This is a genomic window from Muribaculum sp. An289 (assembly GCF_002159555.1).
Lineage (GTDB): Bacteria > Bacteroidota > Bacteroidia > Bacteroidales > UBA932 > Merdivivens > Merdivivens faecigallinarum.
The window spans coordinates 114,578-133,581 of record NZ_NFIV01000002.1; the positions used below are offsets into that span (position 1 = coordinate 114,578).

The window sequence follows — 19,004 nt, forward strand, 5'->3', positions numbered from 1 at the left end:
CTGGCGCTGTCTGTCCGACAATATATAGACATAAGACCGCAAGGCGTTTCAAGCGAAAATCTGGAACATTGGAACTACAGAGACGATTGCGCAATGCTTATGCTATGCTTACGCATGGCGTGCATTCGCATACTCTCTGTAAAGGCTTTCCAGAGCCGTCGCTTGAAAGTGGTGCGTTTGCACGCTTCTTTTTTGGACGGCTTCCGGTCAAAAGACAAAGACCGATATATGGCAAAAGTACAGATACTCACATTCCAGTCCATTGACGGGTATATGGTGGAGGGCTGCAAGGAACAGTACCCGTCTCTTTATGATGAACGGGCCGTTTTGTATCAAGGAGCCACATTCATACTGAATGCGGACAGCCCCCTGTCCATGCTGATGGAGGACTTGGAAAATGAATGCAATGATGCAGTCTATCTCATTGAAGCGTTGCCACGGAATGAAAGCATTATAAATACGATGCTGCAGATGCGGCTGGTTGATGAAATTGTCATCTGTACCGTTCCTGTCTTGCAGGGAAATGGAACGAGGCTGTTCCGAACATGTATCCCTCCTGCAACATGCTGGGAAAGTGAAAGCACTTCGATAAGCAAGAACGGCACTGTAAGAACCGTTTTCCGAAAAATCGGTCCGTTTGATAAAAACAGGGTGTAAACCGGATTTACACACCGTCAATATATTTTACGCTTCTGCGTGTCTCGTCTGGAAGCCGTGGATTTTTTTAGAAGTACGATATCCTTGTATATCAATGCGGTGTCTGTCCGATGATAAGAATACAGCACGATATGGAACTCCGTTTGTCCTGATGTTTTATGTGCGCACATCCCTACCAAAGTGTAACAACATAAAACTGATAACAGATGGAGCATCTCATATTGACGGAAACGGAGTTTTTTCGTCTGATAGACAATCCTGACAGCCGCAACGGACTAAATGCGGCATACAACGAGTTTACTATGGCGGTCGTGTCGCTCTGCACGGGAGCGGCAAGCCCCTGCCACCCGCTTCCTGCGTTGAGCTATGCGGAAACGGAACTGCAATACCACAAAGCCCTGCAAGGCACGGACACCGACCACGGCGTGTATGTGCGCAAAGCCCTCGCCTTCGTGCGCAAGATGCTGAAGCACCTTGCCCTGCCACACAGCCAAGTGCCGCCACTATCCTCCATCCCCTCCAAAGACGAAAAGAAAGACGACACGCCTGCCGATGCCCCGCCCATGCGGTGGACGGGCAAGGCCTCCGACCTTGTAGAAATCCTTTACGGCATGGCGGAGATGGGCTGCATCAATGACGGGGAAATCACCGTCGGCGAACTTGCCGCCTTTTTTTACTCACTGTTCAATGTGGAGGCGAAAGACTGTTACCGCATCTATTCCGACCTCAAACTGCGCAAGAACGACAGCCGTACCTATTTTCTTGACAAAATGCAGGAGAAGCTTAACCGGCGCATGGACATGGACGAGGAACGCGAAAGGACAAGACGGTAAAACAATAAGATTTGATGGGAGATATAGCCCGTATCTTCCACATTTTTGTACTTTTGTAGAACAATTAAGACCATATAGTATGGAACAATTAGCGAACAACATACAGGGTATAACCTTTGAACAATTAGCGCAGAATATTCTTGCTCTCGATGGCTCAATGCGCGGGTTGGCTGTAAAAGCCATAAATCGAACAGCCACATTGCGTAATTGGATTATTGGTGGCTATATCATTGAATACGAGTAGAATGGAAGCGACAGGGCTAAATATGGGGACGGATTGTTGAAGAGTCTGGAAAAACGTGTTGCGCAAAAAGGATTAAATGTAACTCTTTTCCAATCTGCGCGGCTGTTCTATCGTTATTATCCACAAATTGAAACATTGATTTCGGAGAATTATGCGACACTGTCGCATAATTTGCCATTGCCGGAGATTTATGCTACAATGTCGCATAAATTATCTTTATCTGGAAATGCGCTGGAAGTTAATTGCCAATCAACCCAATTCACTACTCCTGCCCAAAAAATTGTTTCTACGCTCTCATTTTCTCACATTCGGGAATTACTTGCAGTGGAAGATCCTTTAGTGCGTTTTTTCTATGAAACCGAGTGTATTCGTGGAACATGGAGCGTCCGTGAACTTCGCAGGCAAATCAACTCCAATCTTCATATACGCATCGGTTTATCGGAGGACAAGATGAAAACCATGATGCTTGTCAATGATAAAGCGGAACATCAATCAGTGCAACTTCAACTGCGCGACCCATATACATTCGAGTTTCTCGGTCTTCAAGCAAAAGATGTCGTTACGGAGAACGATATAGAAGAAGCCCTGATTGTTCATTTGCAAGAGTTCCTACTGGAACTTGGCAAAGGTTTTTGTTTTGAGGCTCGCCAGAAACGTATCATAATAGACGGAGAATATTATTATGCAGACCTCGTCTTCTATAACCGTCTGCTTCATTGTAGCGTCATTGTGGAATTGAAAAATGACGAGTTCCTCCATGAGCACATAGGACAACTGAACGCCTATGTCAGCTATTATGCAGAAAACGAAATGCAACCGGGCGACAATCCTCCCGTGGGAATTTTGCTTTGCACCCATAAAGGGAAAAAGATGGTGGAATATGCTCTTGGCAGTATGGATAACAAACTGTTTGTTTCGACCTATAAACTGCAATTACCCGACAAGCAACAATTAGAACAGTTTATCATAAAAGAATGTCATAACGACTGATTACCTCAGATCAATACAAAAAGCGGAAGAATATCGCAATGACTATTCTTCCGCTTTTCTATTTTTACTTCTGCTGCAACAGATGCGCCAGTGCCGGGTCATTCTGTATGCGCTGCAACTCATCGGCGACAATCTGTTTCACTTCCGCCTTGATGCGGTTGTAGTTCTCCTGTATCATCTCTTTCATGCGGTCGTTACCGTTCTCGTCCCTGAAATCAGTAATGACAGGAATAGGCCTGTACGCCTTTTCCTCCCGCCTGACCTTTTCGGAGTCCACCACAATCTCGCAGTGGAAAATCTTTTGTTCAATACGTTCGCTGAAGTTATCAGCCACAGAGCCGATAAACATGCCCTGTGTCAGTCCTGATATCTTGCTTGCCGGAATAAGGCTGTCCATCTGTGTGTTGATAGAGGTCGAAATATCCTGTCTGTTTATGGAAATGGACTGCCGTTTCTGCAAGACCTTTCCGAACCGCTCCGAAAGGTTCTTCGCTGTTTCGCCAACCACTTGACCGCTAAACAGATTGCCTACAGTGTTCATCACCACTTTCGCCTCCTTGTCCCCATAGTCACGCACCAACTGTGAGAAATCCTGAAAGCCCAGCAGCACGGCAACCTTGTTGCTTCGTGCAGTGGCAATGAGATTGTCAAGCCCCTTGAAATATATCGTCGGCAACTCATCTATGATAATCGAGGATTTGAGCATCCCTTTCTTGTTCACGAGCTTGACAATGCGGGAGTTATACAGACCGAGCGCTGCGCCGTAGATGTTCTGACGGTCAGGATTATTGCCGACACACAACAGTTTCGGCTCTTCCGGGTTATTGATATCAAGAGTAAACTCGCTGTCGCTCATCACCCAGTACAGCTGCGGTGAAATCATCCTCGAAAGCGGAATCTTGGCGGATGCTATCTGCCCCTGCAACTGCTCCGCAGCACCTCCCAGCCACGCATCCATAAACGGACTCAAGTAGTTCTCCAGCTCAGGATAACTCGTCAGTATGGGGAAAATGTCCTCGTACCGTCTGTTCAGGAATTCGACAGCGTGCGGAAAGGTGCAATACTTGCCGTTCTGGTATATTTTGAGATACCAGATAATTGCCGCAAACAGGATTATAGGCGACTCAACAAAAAAATCGCCCTGCTTCTGCACCCATGTCTTGTTGAGGTTGAGCATGATGGTATAAGCACTTTCGTAAGCATCCGTAATGTCCTCCATGAAATCCGGATGAATGGGATTACAACGGTGGCTCCGGCGCGGGTCATCGAAGTTGATTACATAGAATTTCGGCTTGACCTTATAGCCGTCCAGATGGTTGAGCAGGTGGTTATAGGCGATGGTGGACAAGTCCGCAAACTTGAAATCGTAGATATACATCGAGTACCCCTTTTCAATCTGCTGTTTGATATAGGAGTTTACCACGGCGTATGACTTGCCGCTGCCCGGTGTTCCGAGAACGATGGAGGCTCTGAACGGATTGATAATGTTTATCCAGCCGTCGTTCCATTTCTTTTTATAATAGAAACGGGTCGGCAGATTGACCGAATATTCGTTCTCAATCAAACGTGTCTCCTGCATGAAGCTCTCGTTCTCGTTGTTGAAAACATCGTCCATCAGATTCGTTTTCAACAATCGGCTCATCCAAGTCCCCGCCATCAGCAGGCACACATATCCTGTGGCGACAGCAGCCGTATAGAGGGCTGTGTTTGCTGGAACCGGCAAAGGCAGCTCCAATATCCACCAGTTCAAGAAGAACAGGACAAGCCCGGCTCCGAGTACCGTCCAAATCCTTGTCCATGTCATCCTCTCGTTCTTCACGCCCTTTGTCCCCAGACAGGAGAGTGCCAGCAGCACGAGCGCAAAAAGTTTCGTGTAGAGCATGGAACGGAACAGTCCGGCGGTGCGGTCAAAGTTCATCAGGATCCTGTCCACCACGCCGATGTTCACTTCCCAAGCGAGTATCGCCCCGTAGCAATACCAATAAAGGTGCATGACCACCAATAAAATACTTACAGCCCGCAGAAAATCCATGATTTTCGCCAAGGCTCTCAAATCATCTTCCTGTTGCATAAATTCGATTTTCAGATTTTACGTTGATTTTTCTTTTTCTTCTTTCTCCTGAGACTACGGGCAAAGGCTTCCTCCTGCGCTTCCGTTCCGGAAGTATCGCCGGAGAGCAGGCCCAATCCCGATGAATGTACCCATTCGTTTTCCCAAAGGCTTTCGGCAGCAGCCTGCGGCGCACCGTCCGAAGCCAATGTGAACGGTATCGGCTGTTCGCCCGCATACGGCAACGTGAAATGCTCCTGCAATGCGTTTGCGGACAGCTCCTTTCCCATCCGTGAACCGTTCAGCACGCACCCCGTGCGGTGGTCAATGAAGGTCGCCCCGTAAATGCGCCCCGTGTCCGTCAGGCGGAATACCGTATCAATGCCCTTGTCGTGCAGCATACGGACGAACTCTTCCTTGCGGTAAGTCTTTTGCAGTACGGCAAGAATTGTCCGCCTGGTCATATCGGCAAGTCTCTTCTCCTTGATATACGCCTTTGACTTCTCAAAGCGTCTCGCCACCGCTTCATAACCAGTGCTTTTCCCGATACGGGAGGACTTGAACGGATTGCCGGCTTTGTTCCCGGCATCATCGGTAGCCACATATACCAGTCCGTGATACTCACGCCCGTCCGCCACGCCACGAGGCTCTTCCACGGCTATGTTGTAGAGCGACAGCAGCGCACGGTATTCGCCCATCGACTGAAAGCGGTACGAGGCAAGCAGCCCACGGACGGTATTCGCCACCTGCCGTTTCACATCCCCTGCGGATATGTCCACCTTGCGGAGCGGATTTTCCAGCGGGTTGCGCCTGCCTTCCGCCTTATGCAGCCCATACTTCTCCTCCAGTTCCTTCCGTATCCTGTTGCTCCGGCGAAAAAGGAAATCCTGATTGAGCCGCCTGCCCGTCTCATCCACATTGACGGTCACGATATGCAGGTGATGACGGTCTATGTCCTCGTGCTTATACACCATGTAGGGCTGGTTGCCGTAGCCCAACCTGTCAAGATACTCCCTTGCGATGTCTGTCAGGTCGGTATCCGTCAGACGGTCATCTGGATGGGGGTTAAGCGATATGTGGAGTACGGGCTTTTCCGTCCTCACATTCGTGGGCATGAACCGCCCGAAGTCTTCCATCGCCCTGCGTACGTCCACCGTTCCCGAACCGTCATTGTAGATTTTGTTGGTCGCGAGCAGCCTGCCTTCCTCCTTGTTTATTTTCTCCCCGTTGTACGCCAATGCTCCGTACAACGAACTTCCTAACGAGATTTTTGCGACCATTTCTCTTCCAGACTTTGCGATAACTGAACAATCTGACGGCTGAGCGAGACCAGTTCCAGCGTGCATTTCTCCAGCTTGTAGAGCAATGCCATCGCCTTTTTCTCGGAAAAACGGCTCTTCAGTTCCTTCACTACTTGGTTGTAATTCGTACCGACAGCCCTGTATTGTGCGTGGAAATCGGACAGTTTCGTGTAGTATTCCACGAAAGTCTTGTCCACGACAAGCACCTTGAACGGCTGTCCGAAGAAGTGCGCCTTGATGAAAACCGACCTTGCGGACACTCCTGATTTCTCGAACATCGAGAGGAACCGGTTGTGCTCTTCTTCGTTGAAACGGACGGTGTAGCGGAACACCGCCGGATCATCCTTGGGGTTCCGCCCCCATTTCTTCTTTCTTTTTTCTATCATGTTACTTTGGATTTAGTGGTGTCACGACATAAGCCGCCGCTTTCGACATCCCGACCGGAGGTCTTGAAAGGTTGCCCGACTTCGGAGAGGCAGCCCGCCCCCTGCAAGGGCAAGTGCTTTTCGGATGCTCAAATCTTTTTGAGCGGCTGAAAAGACATCTTGCTGTGTTCAGGTGAACACAAAAATCCGCCTTCGGACGGATTGGATGGAAACTCTCTGTGACAGCCGATGGGACATCGGCGGCGTACCCTGTCGCTTGGGCGCAAAATTACTGCTGTTGCATACACGAAATCAGCTTTTTAGCTGTGCCACTCCCGGCCAGTTATGCCACTTGCTTCCACTTCGGGGATACATGGTGTCAGTACGGGAAAATGCCTGTTTATTTGCAGCCGGAATGACTGACAAACCGCCTGTCGGGCCATTTGGAAGGCCGGCAATCAAGCGTGATTATACAATGGCCAATCAACATATCACCATGCCGGCATATCAACATATAAACAGGCTGACTGACGGGTCATCAGTATTTCCGGTCCACAGGCCGAAGGACTGACCGGTCTGAAGGCCGCGCAGATGTATGGAAGGAATGCCGGCGGGCCTGGCATCCAACCGGCTGGACAACAGCAGGACCGACTGACAAAACAATGCACAGACAGACTGCCTGTCTTAAACGATAAAGTATAAACTAATTAAAATGCAGAGCGTATGAAAAAAGAGACATTGCTTGTGGCCTTCTCCACCCAGAAGGGAGGAGCGGGCAAAACTACACTGACCGTCCTTACGGCGAGTTATCTCCACTATGTGAAAGGGTACAATGTGGCTGTAGTGGACTGCGACTATCCTCAGTTCAGCATCAAGGACATGAGGGAACGCGACATGCGTAATGTGGCGAACAATCCCTATCTGAAGAAACTCGCCTATGAACAGTTCACGCGGACGAGCGGCAAACGGGCGTATCCTGTTCTGGAAAGCCGTCCGGAAGAAGCCATAGAGACCGCCAGATGTATCCTTGACACTGATGCACCGCCTGACATCGTGTTCTTTGACCTTCCCGGTACGATAAACAACCACGGTGTCATCAGGACCATCGCCACTATGGACTATATCTTCTGCCCGATAGCGGCGGACCGTGTGGTGATGACCAGCTCACTCACGTTCGCAGGGCTTGTGAACGATACCCTTGTCAGTACAGGTCAGTCCAATATCAAAGGTCTGTACCTGCTGTGGAACATGGTGGACGGGAGGGAAAAGACCGACCTGTATGAAGTCTATGAGAAGGTCGCAGGAGAGATGGGGCTTGGCATCCTGAAAAACCGTCTGCCGGACAGCAAGCGTTTCCGTAAGGAAGGAGCCGAGGAGGGCGGCAGGTCCCTGTTCCGTTCCACGCTCCTGCCTCCCGACCGCCAGCTCATCAAAGGCAGCAACATAGACAGCCTGGCAGAGGAAATCCTTGGCCTGATAAACCTGAAACAGTAGGAATATGGCAAAAAACCTTGATGTGAATATAGACACCGGGAGTTTCCTGGAATCTTTCCGTCCCAAAATGCCTTTGCCCGCCGCCAGAGGGGAGAATGCGGCGGCAGTGAAAGACAGCGATGAAGGCAGGACCGATACCGTCAAGGAACAGCGGACTGAAAAACGCAACGCGAAGCAACCGTACGATCCTGTCGAAAAAGAGTATATGGAGCGTTTCATAAGGACTTCAAAAACTCCGGCCCGTTCCGGCAAGATGGTATATGTGCGCAGGGACTATCACGACCGCATCATGCGTATCCTGCATGTTATCGGCAAGGGAGAACTCTCCATTTCCGGATATATCGACCATGTGCTTACGCAGCATTTCGCCGATTATGAGGAGGCCATCAGGAAACTGTACAAGAAAAATTACGAGGATGTATATTAAAAAAATGATCATATGACGAATGTACTGATAGTGATACTTCTTCTCTACAACATGTGGCTGGTCTACTGCCTGCTGCGCTGGAGAGAGCCGAAGAAACGGACGGCCCGTCCGGAGCCTTCCCGGAAGCCGGAAACAGATACGGATATCGTGGGCAGTAGCCTGTTCAGGATGCATGGAGGCAGGACAACCGGAGACATTCCGGCTCCACAAGCCGCCTCTTCCGTTGAAGGTGAAGCGGTTGCACCGGACGATGTTACTTTTGCCGGTGAAAACGGAGCACGGCATTCAATGCGCCTGCCTGATGACAGGCTGGAGGAAGCCTTCAGAGACACACGCCTTTCCGATGTTCCCGTGGAATATGCGGTCGGAGACGATGAGCAGACTGGAGAATACGCAAGCGGGGCCACTATCGAGGAGATGAACGAGGCAATCCGCACTGCGGACAATCCGGAGGCTACTGATACCGAAAAGATGAAAGCCGGCGAAGTGTTCCATGAGATTGAAGGCAACGGACTGTACGAGATACTGACCGCCAAGACACCAGGTATCATCAGTAGAATACAGGAACTGATCGACCTTTATGAGAACAGCCAGACAGTCATGCCGACTGAGAGCAAAGGGACCGAAAAGGTGGGCATTGCCGACTTCGACATCCGGGATTTTGTCTAACAACAAAAAAGATTGCAATGAAAGAAAGAGACTACGGGTAGCTGCTCCTGTCAGAAAAGCAGACCACTAAATCCAAAAAGTAAAAAAGTATCAACCCGCCTGAGGGCCTATCCACCCCTCCGGCACAAAAACAGTTTATCATTATGACAAAAAAGATTTTCTTGTTTGCAGCCTTTCTCATGGCTGCAAGTACGGCCTTCGCCCAGGGCAACGGCATGGCCGGAATCACGGAGGCGACGAGCATGGTGACCTCCTACTTCGACCCGGTGACGAAACTGATATACGCAATCGGGGCTGTCGTGGGACTCATCGGAGGCGTGAAAGTGTACGGAAAGTTCTCCTCTGGAGATCCGGACACGAGCAAGACAGCGGCCTCATGGTTCGGAGCCTGCATCTTTCTCATCGTGGCGGCGACAATCCTGCGTTCCTTCTTCCTTTAATCAAAACCGGAGGGAACGATGGAATATTCTATTAATAAGGGGATAGGCAGATCTGTCGAGTTCAAGGGGCTGAAGGCACAGTACCTGTTCATCTTCTGCGGAGGGCTGCTGGCCGTCTTCGTCCTGTTCATGGTGATGTATATGGCAGGAGTGGCGCAGGGAGTCTGCGTAGGCTTCGGTGCTGTGTCGGCCTCGGCTCTGATATGGCTGACCTTCCGTCTGAACGCCAGATACGGCGAGCACGGCCTGATGAAACTCGGAGCATTGCGGAGCCGGCCGCGCTATATCATCAACAGGAGGGCCGTATTCAGGCTGTTCAAGCAGACGGACAGAAAGGAGGCAATCCGATGAGAAACATCATGAAAGCCGCCACTCTGGAGAGCAAGTTCCCTCTTCTGAGCGTGGAGAACGGCTGCATAGTGTCAAAGGATGCGGACATCACCGTGGCCTTCGAGGTGACATTGCCTGAAATCTACACCGTAACTTCTGCGGAATATGAGGCCATGCACGGGGCATGGTGCAAGGCCATCAGGGTGCTGCCGGACTTCAGTGTCGTCCACAAGCAGGACTGGTTTGTCAGGGAAAACTACAGTCCGGAACTCCAGAAGGAGGACATGAGCTTTCTCAGCAGGAGTTTCGAGCGGCACTTCAACGAGCGGCCGTTTCTCAATCACAGGTGCTGGCTGTTCCTGACGAAGACCACGAAGGAACGCAACCGCAGGCAGAGCAACTTCAGCACGCTGTGCCGTGGCTTCATCATCCCGAAGGAAATCAGCGACAGGGATGCCGTGCTGAGATTCATCGAGGCTACTGAGCAGTTCTCAAGGATCATGAACGACTCCGGCTTTATCCGCCTGCGCCGCCTCCAGGACGATGAGATTACCGGGACGAGGGAGAAGGCGGGACTGATAGCCCGCTACCTCTCGCTCTCCACGGAGGAGAATGCCTGCCTGCAGGACATCGCCCTTTCGCCAGACGGAATGCGCATCGGGGACAAGCGGCTCTGCGTGCATACACTCTCGGATGTGGACGACATGCCGTCACAGGTGGCCACGGACAGCCGTTATGAGCGGCTGTCCACGGACCGGAGCGACTGCCGGCTGTCGTTTGCAAGCCCGCTCGGGCTGCTGCTGCCTTGCAACCACATATACAACCAGTATGTATTCATCGACAACAGCGACGAGAACCTGAAACGCTTCGAGAAGTCCGCACGCAACATGCAGTCGCTTTCAAGGTACTCCCGGAGCAACGCCATCAACAAGGAATGGATAGAGGAATACCTGAACGAGGCGCACAGTTTCGGCCTGACATCCGTCCGTGCACATTTCAATGTCATGGCGTGGGGCGACGATGCGGAAGAACTCAAGCGCATCAAGAACGAGACGGGCAGCCAGCTCGCCTCCATGGAGTGTACTCCGCGCTACAACACGGTGGACTGTCCTACCCTGTTCTGGGCAGGCATACCCGGCAATGAGGCGGATTTCCCTGCGGAGGAGAGCTTCTACACATTCATAGAGCAGCCGGTGTGCCTTTTCACCGGGGAAACCAACTACCGGGACTCCGTTTCGCCTTTCGGGTTGAAGATGGTGGACAGGCTGACAGGCAAGCCGCTCCATATCGACATCAGCGACCTGCCGATGAAGCGGGGTGTGACGACCAACCGCAACAAGTTCGTCCTCGGACCTTCCGGAAGCGGCAAGTCCTTTTTCATGAATCATTTCGTGAGACAGTATTACGAGCAGGGATCGCACATCGTCATCGTGGATACGGGCAACAGCTATCAGGGTCTGTGCGGGATGATAAACCGCAAGACTCACGGCCAGGACGGAATCTATTACACCTATACGGATGAGAATCCGATTTCGTTCAATCCGTTTTACACGGAGGACAACGTGTTCGATATTGAGAAACGGGAGAGCATCAAGACCCTGTTGCTTACGCTGTGGAAAAAGGACAACGAGCCTGCTACCCGTGCCGAGGAAGTAGCCGTTTCCAATGCGGTCGCCCTCTACATCAGCCGCATCAGGGATGACGATACGGTCAGGCCGTCCTTCAATTCCTTCTACGAGTTTGTAGGAACGGAGTACCGCGCCCGGCTGGAGGAGAAGAAAGTGAGGGAGAAGGACTTTGACCTTGCCGGATTCCTGAATGTGCTTGAACCGTACTATCGTGGCGGTGAGTATGACTACCTGCTGAACTCGGACAAGGAACTGGACTTGCTGCACAAGCGGTTCATTGTCTTTGAAATTGATGCGATAAAGGATCACCCCATCCTCTTCCCGGTAACGACCATTATCATTATGGAGCTGTTCATCAACAAAATGAGAAGGTTGAAGGGTGTCCGCAAGGTCATTGCCATCGAGGAGGCTTGGAAGGCAATCGCTTCGGCAAACATGGCTTCCTATATAAAGTACCTCTACAAAACGGTCAGAAAGTTTTACGGCGAGGCGATTATCGTTACGCAGGAAGTGGAGGACATCATTTCTTCGGAAATCGTGAAAGAGTCCATAATCAACAACTCCGACTGTAAAATCCTGCTTGACCAACGGAAGTTCATGAACAAGTTTGACGCGATACAGTCGCTTCTGGGTCTGACCGACAAGGAAAAGGCGCAGATACTCTCCATCAATCAGGCGAATGACCCCTCACGGCTTTACAAGGAAGTATGGATAGGTCTTGGAGGAACACAGTCCGCCGTCTATGCCACCGAGGTCAGCACGCAGGAGTATCTGGCATACACGACCGAAGAGACGGAAAAGATGGAGGTGTATGCGCTTACGGAGAAGTTCGGCGGCGATATTGAGGCGGCTATCCGGCAGATAGCCGAAACCAGGAAATAACGGAACAACAACACTAAAAACACAGAAAATATGAAAATGACAAGGAAACAGGTGCTGCTGATGGGCAGCTACCTCATAGGGATGGCGGGCCTGCTCCTGCAGGGCTGCGCCGGAACTGAAGGCAGCATAAGGGACCGCATATGCGGAAACTGGGAAAGCGTGGACGGCAAACCGGACATCCTCATCTACAGGGAGGGCGAGGCATACAAGGTCACGGTGTTCAAGAGATCGGGACTGAGCCGCAGAATGAAGCCGGAAACCTATCTTCTTCAGGAAGAGGAGAACGGCAATATGTTCATGAACACTGGCTTCCGCATAGATGTGGCTTACAACGAAGCCGCCGATGTGCTGACATTCTCCCCGAACGGGGACTATGTGCGCAAAAACGGAGGAAATACAGAAAATGGAGAGGCCGGGTTATGAGAGACAATGACATTTCACAACAGGTAAAGACCAGAACAATCACGGTCCTGTACGGTTTCCTCACCCAAAGGCAGGAGATCCCCGAGTACATACTGAAAGAATACGGGCTGACTGAGGACTATGCCATGTATAACAGGATTGAGAACATGGAATATGAAGACTATGAAACAGGCAGGAAAGACGGAAGACTTCCCGACATTACAGCCATGGAGGCCAGGCTTACACGGAAGATTGAGGCCGCTATGGAGAGCTGCGGAAAGCCCCCGGTACCATATCTTGAGAAACTGAATGAGGAACTGGAAATACTCGGCATGGTCGCAAAGAATCCGAAGTATGCGGACAATATTTTATATAAGCTTGATTTCTTCGCGAAATACGGAATAGACCGTACCGCTCCGCATAGGACACAGTCGGAACAGGCGAAGAAAGCATACAGGGAACTTGACTCACGTTTTGTCAGGATGACCGGACGGAGGCCCTATGCGGATGAATTGTTCGGTCCTGACAGACGGCAGGCCGGCATCGCTGACAATAACCGTGGCAGGACTTTGCGGAACAGGCCAGGAGGCAGAAAGCCGGGAATGTGATAAACTTCCCAACATCAAATTTATAAACAGACAATCAAAAAAGAATTGATATGAAACATAAAATTATAATACTGTGCGGCCTCTTCCTGCTGTTGGGAGGCAAGGCAAACGCCCAATGGGTTGTCACAGACCCCACCAATCTGGCACAGGGCATCATCAATGCAGCCAAGAACATCGTCCAGACATCCACGACGGCTACCAACATGATTAAGAATTTTCAGGAGACCGTGAAGATCTACGAGCAGGGCAAGAAGTATTACGATGCGCTGAAAAAGGTAAACAATCTCGTCAAGGACGGCATCAAGGTCAAGAACACGATCCTGATGGTCGGGGAAATCTCCGAGATGTACGTTACGAGTTTCCAGCTGATGCTCCAGGACGAGAACTTCACGGCGGAGGAACTCTCGGCAATTGCATTCGGTTACACGAAACTGCTGGAGGAGAGCAACAACGTGCTGAATGAAATGAAGGATGTAGTGAACATCACCACGCTCCAGATGACCGACAAGGAGCGCATGGATGTGGTGGACAGGTGCTACAATTCCATCAGGCGCTACCGCAACATGGTGTCATACTACACCAACAAGAACATCTCCGTCAGCTATCTGAGGGCAAGGAAGAAGAACGATGTGAGCCGTGTGATGTCATTGTACGGCAACGCTAACGAAAGGTACTGGTAGTATGGGAGGCGAGTTCGACAACCTGCACCAGATACTGCGCTCGCTCTACGAGGAGATGATGCCGCTCTGCTCGGACATGACCTCCGTGGCGAAAGGGCTGGCGGGACTTGGGGCATTGCTCTATGTGGCGGTTCGGGTGTGGCAGTCCCTGGCCAAGGCCGAGCCGATAGATGTATATCCGATGCTGCGCCCTTTCGCAATCGGTATCTGCATCATGTTCTTTCCTACGCTTGTCCTGGGGACGATGAACTCCATTCTCAGCCCGGTAGTGCAGGGCACGCACCGCATACTGGAATCCCAGACATTTGATATGAACAGCTATCAGGAGCAGAAGGACAAATTGGAGTACGAGGCGATGGTGCGCAATCCCGAAACGGCCTTCTTGGTGAGCAACGAGGAGTTCGACAAGCAGCTGGATGAACTGGGATGGTCTCCGTCGGATATGGTTACCATGGCCGGAATGTATATTGAGCGTGGAATGTACAACATGAAGAAAAACATCAGGGATTTCTTCCGCGAGATACTGGAACTGCTGTTTGCGGCCGCCGCTCTGGTCATAGACACGCTCCGCACCTTCTTCCTTGTGGTGCTCTCCATACTGGGACCGATAGCCTTTGCCATTTCGGTATGGGACGGCTTCCATTCCACCATGTCACAGTGGTTCTGCCGGTACATACAGATATATCTGTGGCTGCCCGTGTCCGACCTGTTCAGCACCATCCTCGCCAAGATACAGATACTGATGCTCCGGAATGACATCGAGGCACTGCAGACCGATCCGAATTTCTCCATAGAGGCGAGCAACGGGGTGTATATCACGTTCCTCATCATCGGAATCGTCGGCTATTTCACCATACCTACGGTGGCGGGCTGGATCATCAGCGCAGGAGGCGGCATCGGCAATTACGGCCGCAACATCGGTACGGCCGGGGCACTTGCCGGAAGCGTGGCAGGTGCGGCAGCCGGCAATGCGGCGGGACGTGGCGGCAAGCTGATGAAGAGTGCCGGAGGCAAGGCCATGTCCGTTGCCGGAAAACTGTTCAAGAAAAAATAATCCCTAACAACAGAAAATTATGGAATTCAAGTCATTAAAGAACATCGAGACATCCTTCAGACAGATACGCCTGTTCGGAATTGTCCTTGTGGCGTCCTGCTCGTTCATCGCCGTCTGCTCGGTATGGAGCGCATTCCGCTTTGCGGAAGCGCAGAGGCAGAAGATATATGTGCTGGACAACGGCAAGTCGCTGATGCTCGCCCTGTCGCAGGACATGGCGCAGAACAGGCCCGCCGAAGCGAGGGAGCATGTCAGGCGGTTTCATGAGCTGTTCTTCACGCTGTCTCCTGAAAAGAGTGCGATTGAGCATAACCTGAAACGCGCCCTGCTGTTGGCGGACAGGAGCGCCTACAACTACTACACGGACTTTGCCGAGAAAGGATACTACAACCGAATCATCGCCTCCAATATCAATCAGGTGTTGCAGGTCGATTCGGTGGTGTGCAACTTCGACAGCTACCCGTACAGTGCCATGACCTATGCACGGCAGATGATTATTCGTGAGAGCAATGTGACGGAACGCAGCCTCGTCACCTCGTGCCGCCTGCTCAACGCCACAAGAAGCGACAGCAATCCCAACGGGTTTACGATTGAAGGGTTTACTATTTTGGAGAACAAGGATTTAAGGACAATAGAAAGATAGGAGACAATACAATGAGAAAGACAATAAATAAAATTACAGTGTGGCGTGATGCCATTGACAGGCGGCTGCACAGCCGCCTGGAGGCACTTTCCCCTAAAGCCAGCCTTACGGCTGTGTTCGTGATGTTCTCTCTCTTCACCGCCGGCTGCCTTGTCATGCTTGGAACGGCAATCCGCGATTTCGGGAAAGGCAGCGAACCGATGCGGATAGAGCATATAGAACACCTGGAGCTGCCGTCCCTTGAACGGTCCGATTGTGAAACACCAGAACATGATGCCGATGAGACTGAATGAACTGATAAGAAGAACGCCTGAAGGGGGAAAGGGCAATACCCCGAAAGAGCCGCTTACGCATGAACAGCGGCAAAGGCGGAAGAAGATGCTCATCTATCCGTTGATGGGTCTGATGTTTCTCGGCTCGATGTGGCTGATATTCTCTCCATCGGCGGAGGATAAGGAGCAGGAACAGTCCGGAACGGGTTTCAATACGGAAATGCCGCTCCCGACCGATGCCGTCATCATCGGTGACAAGGAGAAAGCCTATGAGCAGGCATCGCTGGAAGCGAAACAAAAAGACCGTGACAGGGCCGTCCAAGACCTCGCTTCTCTGTTTGGCAATGTCGGGACGGAGAATGAGGGTGCGGACAGTTATGAATACGACCTGCTCAATCCCGGCGGCGGTATGGCATCCGCCGGTTATGCTGGTGGCGGAAGTACCGGGAGTGCTGCCATCAGAAACTCGGCCGATGCCTACCGGGACATCAATGCCACATTGGGAAACTTCTACGAGACACCGGAAGAAGATACTGAAGAGGAGGATCTTCAGAAGCGTGTGGATGAGCTGGAGGCAATGATGGCGCAGCAGCAGGCACAGCCCTCGTCAATGGACGAGCAGATAGCCCTGCTTGAGAAGTCCTACGAACTGGCGGCGAAATACATGCCCGGAGGCCAGAATGTGGGCGGGCAGACTGCCGTTTCCGATCAGGAAGATGGACGGAAAGCGGCTGTGCATAACGGCAATGCTGTGGCCATGCCGGTCGGAACGGTTACAAGTCAGACCGTCTCCTCTCTCCCGCAGCCGATGAGCGATGCGGAATTCGTGGCCGGATACACGCAGGAAAGGAACTATGGTTTCAATACGGCGGTCGGTACGGCACGGACGGGAAACAGGAACACCATTTCGGCGTGTGTCCATTCAGATCAGACGATAACGGACGGCCAGTCGGTGCGCCTCCGTCTGCTCGAAGCGATGAGGGTGTCGGATATGGTAATTCCGAGAAATACGGTAATTGTGGGTGCGGCAAGGGTGCAGGGCGAACGGCTCGGCATCATGGTCTCCTCGATAGAATACGGCGGCACAATCATTTCCGTGGAACTCTCCGTATTTGACAGTGACGGTCAGGAGGGCATCTTCATTCCCGGATCTATGGAGATGGATGCGGTCAGGGAGATAGCAGCCAATATGGGCAGCTCGCTTGGCAGCAGCATCAGCATCTCCACGAATGCGGGAGCGCAGCTCGCCTCCGACCTCGGCCGCAGTGTGATACAAGGTACGAGCCAGTATATCGCACAGAAGATGCGCACCGTGAAAGTCCACCTGAAAACAGGATACAGAGTGCTGCTCTACCAGTATGAGAACTGATTTACAGACAATATTATTCACCACTAAATCCAAAGTAAAATGAAAAGAGTAATTTTTATGCTCGCCCTTTTATTGGGCATCGTGTGTGCGGCGAACGCACAGGAACTTAAGAACGGCGGGGACGACAGTACCGCCATGCATGTTGCGGATGCGGTCACAGCCGTATCCGAAGAGACGGACGGCACTCATGCGGACGGACTGACCCTGCAGAAGGATGTCTATCCGCAACAGGACGAGGACGGCGACCTCTATCACGGCCTTACACGCAAGCTGATGTTCGACAGGATGATACCTCCTCACGGGCTTGAGGTCACTTATGACAAGACCGTCCACATACTTTTCCCGGCCGCAGTGCGCTATGTGGATTTGGGGTCGCCGAACCTGATTGCGGGAAAGGCTGACGGGGCTGAGAATGTCATCCGCGTAAAAGCCACTGTCAAAAATTTCCGCAACGAGACGAATATGTCCGTGATTACGGAGGACGGAAGTTTCTACACCTTCAATGTCAAGTATGCCGACGAGCCGCTGCTTCTGAATGTGGAGATGGCGGACTTACTGCATGACGGCAGTGCCGTGAACAGGCCCAACAACGCACAGGAAATCTACCTGAAGGAACTCGGTTCGGAAAGTCCGATGCTCGTGCATCTGATAATGAAATCAGTACACAGGGAAAACAGACGTATCGTAAAACATATAGGATGCAAAAGGTTCGGCATCCAGTATGTCCTCAAAGGCATATATGTGCATAACGACCTGCTCTATTTGCACACGGAAATCAAGAACTCGTCCAACGTGCCTTTCGATGTGGACTATATCAGTTTCAAGGTCGTGGACAAGAAGGTGGCGAAACGCACCGCCATCCAGGAGCAGGTATTGTTCCCTGTCCGTGCCTTTAATTATGCCGTGCGTGTGGCTGGAAAGCAGGCGGAACGTACTGTGTTCTGCCTCCCGAAGTTTACCATTCCCGATGACAAGCAGCTTGTGGTCGAGTTGTGCGAGAAGAACGGCGGCCGCCATCAGTCCTTCATTGTGGAAAATGAAGACTTGGTATTGGCGAGGGTCATAAACGAGCTGAAAGTACGATGAGAAAGGCGTTGTTTCTGATTGCCGTGTCGCTTGCCCTTCTGACAGGGCAGGCGCACGCCCAACGCTGTCTCCCCAAAATGAAGGGCATCGAACTGCGCGGTGGCATGGCGGACGGATTCTACACGGATGAACTGAAAAACACGGCCGGCTATTATTTCGGGGCTGCACTCTCGTCCTACACGAAAGGCGGCGACAAATGGGTCTATGGTGCGGAGTTCCTTCAGGTCCACAGGCCGTACAGGGAGCTGCGCCTTCCTGTGGCGCAGTTTACGGCGGAGGGCGGTTTTTACTACAATTTCCTTTCCGACAACCGGAAGATAATGTTCCTCTATATCGGCGGTTCCGCACTTGCCGGATACGAGACCGTGAACTGGGACGAGAAACTGCTCTATGACGGTTCTCGTCTGAACAACAGGGATGCCTTCATCTACGGCTGCGCCGCCACATTGGAGATGGAGGTGTATCTTGCAGACCGCATTGCCATGACTGCCTCAGTGCGGGAGAGATTCCTCTGGGGTGGCAGCACGGGGCACTTTCATACGCAGTATGGCATAGGTGTCAAATTCATCATAAACTGACG

Annotated in this window: 20 protein-coding genes and 1 pseudogene; 18 read left to right on the top strand and 3 right to left on the bottom strand. The window is 51.6% G+C overall.

Annotation, left to right across the window (positions count from 1 at the left end; all coding sequences use genetic code 11):
* Positions 1-228: 228 nt before the first annotated feature.
* The 3 genes and pseudogenes from B5F83_RS02040 to B5F83_RS10875 form a co-directional block, all read left to right on the top strand.
* Entirely contained in the window at positions 229-657 is a 429-nt protein-coding gene (locus tag B5F83_RS02040) for a hypothetical protein (RefSeq protein ID WP_087275437.1), read from the top strand.
* A gap of 206 nt (positions 658-863) precedes the next feature.
* Positions 864-1,490 carry an RteC domain-containing protein gene (locus B5F83_RS02045; RefSeq protein WP_087275439.1) on the top strand — a complete coding sequence of 209 codons (627 nt, stop codon included), beginning with the start codon at positions 864-866 and terminating at the stop codon, positions 1,488-1,490.
* A 262-nt stretch (positions 1,491-1,752) separates the two neighbouring features.
* Positions 1,753-2,724 (top strand): annotated as a pseudogene (locus tag B5F83_RS10875) (PDDEXK nuclease domain-containing protein); the annotation flags it as partial.
* Between the two features lie 64 nt (positions 2,725-2,788).
* Here the strand turns inward: B5F83_RS10875 and mobC are convergent.
* Genes mobC through mobA form a run of 3 tightly spaced genes read right to left on the bottom strand, consistent with a single transcriptional unit; the run spans position 2,789 to position 6,461 of the window.
* Positions 2,789-4,795, bottom strand: coding sequence for a conjugal transfer protein MobC (mobC, locus tag B5F83_RS02055; RefSeq protein ID WP_087275441.1), 2,007 nt, complete (start codon positions 4,793-4,795; stop codon positions 2,789-2,791).
* An 11-nt stretch (positions 4,796-4,806) separates the two neighbouring features.
* Positions 4,807-6,054: a conjugal transfer protein MobB gene (mobB, locus tag B5F83_RS02060; protein WP_087275443.1), complete on the bottom strand. Its 1,248-nt coding sequence runs from the start codon at positions 6,052-6,054 to the stop codon at positions 4,807-4,809.
* A complete protein-coding gene (mobA, locus tag B5F83_RS02065) occupies positions 6,033-6,461 on the bottom strand; it encodes a conjugal transfer protein MobA (protein WP_087275445.1) in 429 nt (142 codons plus the stop codon). Before mobA ends, mobB begins: the two co-directional genes overlap by 22 nt.
* Before the next feature lie 702 nt (positions 6,462-7,163).
* Here mobA and B5F83_RS02075 point away from each other — a divergent pair.
* From B5F83_RS02075 to B5F83_RS02145, 15 genes are all read left to right on the top strand, one after another.
* Positions 7,164-7,934 (top strand): ParA family protein, encoded by a 771-nt coding sequence (locus tag B5F83_RS02075; protein ID WP_087275447.1) that lies wholly within the window; start codon positions 7,164-7,166, stop codon positions 7,932-7,934.
* A gap of 4 nt (positions 7,935-7,938) precedes the next feature.
* Complete coding sequence (locus B5F83_RS02080; RefSeq protein ID WP_087275449.1) at positions 7,939-8,361, top strand: DUF3408 domain-containing protein; 423 nt, start codon at positions 7,939-7,941, stop codon at positions 8,359-8,361.
* Between the two features lie 12 nt (positions 8,362-8,373).
* Positions 8,374-9,030 (top strand): hypothetical protein, encoded by a 657-nt coding sequence (locus B5F83_RS02085; RefSeq protein WP_087275451.1) that lies wholly within the window; start codon positions 8,374-8,376, stop codon positions 9,028-9,030.
* 143 nt (positions 9,031-9,173) lie between these two features.
* On the top strand, positions 9,174-9,470 hold the full coding sequence (locus tag B5F83_RS02090; RefSeq protein WP_087275453.1) for a DUF4134 domain-containing protein: 297 nt from the start codon (positions 9,174-9,176) through the stop codon (positions 9,468-9,470).
* Positions 9,471-9,488: 18 nt separating this feature from the next.
* Entirely contained in the window at positions 9,489-9,821 is a 333-nt protein-coding gene (locus B5F83_RS02095) for a DUF4133 domain-containing protein (protein WP_087275455.1), read from the top strand.
* Complete coding sequence (locus B5F83_RS02100; RefSeq protein WP_087275457.1) at positions 9,818-12,310, top strand: TraG family conjugative transposon ATPase; 2,493 nt, start codon at positions 9,818-9,820, stop codon at positions 12,308-12,310. Before B5F83_RS02095 ends, B5F83_RS02100 begins: the two co-directional genes overlap by 4 nt.
* A 30-nt stretch (positions 12,311-12,340) precedes the next feature.
* Complete coding sequence (locus B5F83_RS02105) at positions 12,341-12,733, top strand: DUF3876 domain-containing protein (RefSeq protein WP_087275459.1); 393 nt, start codon at positions 12,341-12,343, stop codon at positions 12,731-12,733.
* On the top strand, positions 12,730-13,320 hold the full coding sequence (locus B5F83_RS02110) for a hypothetical protein (protein ID WP_087275462.1): 591 nt from the start codon (positions 12,730-12,732) through the stop codon (positions 13,318-13,320). The genes B5F83_RS02105 and B5F83_RS02110 overlap by 4 nt, the downstream gene beginning before the upstream one ends.
* Before the next feature lie 50 nt (positions 13,321-13,370).
* Complete coding sequence (locus tag B5F83_RS02115) at positions 13,371-14,000, top strand: DUF4141 domain-containing protein (RefSeq protein WP_162607149.1); 630 nt, start codon at positions 13,371-13,373, stop codon at positions 13,998-14,000.
* Between the two features lies 1 nt (position 14,001).
* Entirely contained in the window at positions 14,002-15,054 is a 1,053-nt protein-coding gene (gene traJ, locus B5F83_RS02120) for a conjugative transposon protein TraJ (RefSeq protein ID WP_087275464.1), read from the top strand.
* Positions 15,055-15,073: 19 nt separating this feature from the next.
* On the top strand, positions 15,074-15,697 hold the full coding sequence (gene traK, locus B5F83_RS02125) for a conjugative transposon protein TraK (protein ID WP_087275465.1): 624 nt from the start codon (positions 15,074-15,076) through the stop codon (positions 15,695-15,697).
* Between the two features lie 11 nt (positions 15,698-15,708).
* Positions 15,709-15,990 carry a TraL conjugative transposon family protein gene (locus B5F83_RS02130; RefSeq protein ID WP_087275467.1) on the top strand — a complete coding sequence of 94 codons (282 nt, stop codon included), beginning with the start codon at positions 15,709-15,711 and terminating at the stop codon, positions 15,988-15,990.
* Positions 15,977-17,338, top strand: coding sequence for a conjugative transposon protein TraM (traM, locus tag B5F83_RS02135; protein WP_087275469.1), 1,362 nt, complete (start codon positions 15,977-15,979; stop codon positions 17,336-17,338). The genes B5F83_RS02130 and traM overlap by 14 nt, the downstream gene beginning before the upstream one ends.
* Positions 17,339-17,377: 39 nt before the next feature.
* Positions 17,378-18,424, top strand: coding sequence for a conjugative transposon protein TraN (gene traN, locus B5F83_RS02140; protein ID WP_087275471.1), 1,047 nt, complete (start codon positions 17,378-17,380; stop codon positions 18,422-18,424).
* Positions 18,421-19,002, top strand: a complete 582-nt coding sequence (locus B5F83_RS02145; RefSeq protein WP_087275473.1) for a conjugal transfer protein TraO — start codon at positions 18,421-18,423, stop codon at positions 19,000-19,002. Before traN ends, B5F83_RS02145 begins: the two co-directional genes overlap by 4 nt.
* Positions 19,003-19,004: the final 2 nt, after the last annotated feature.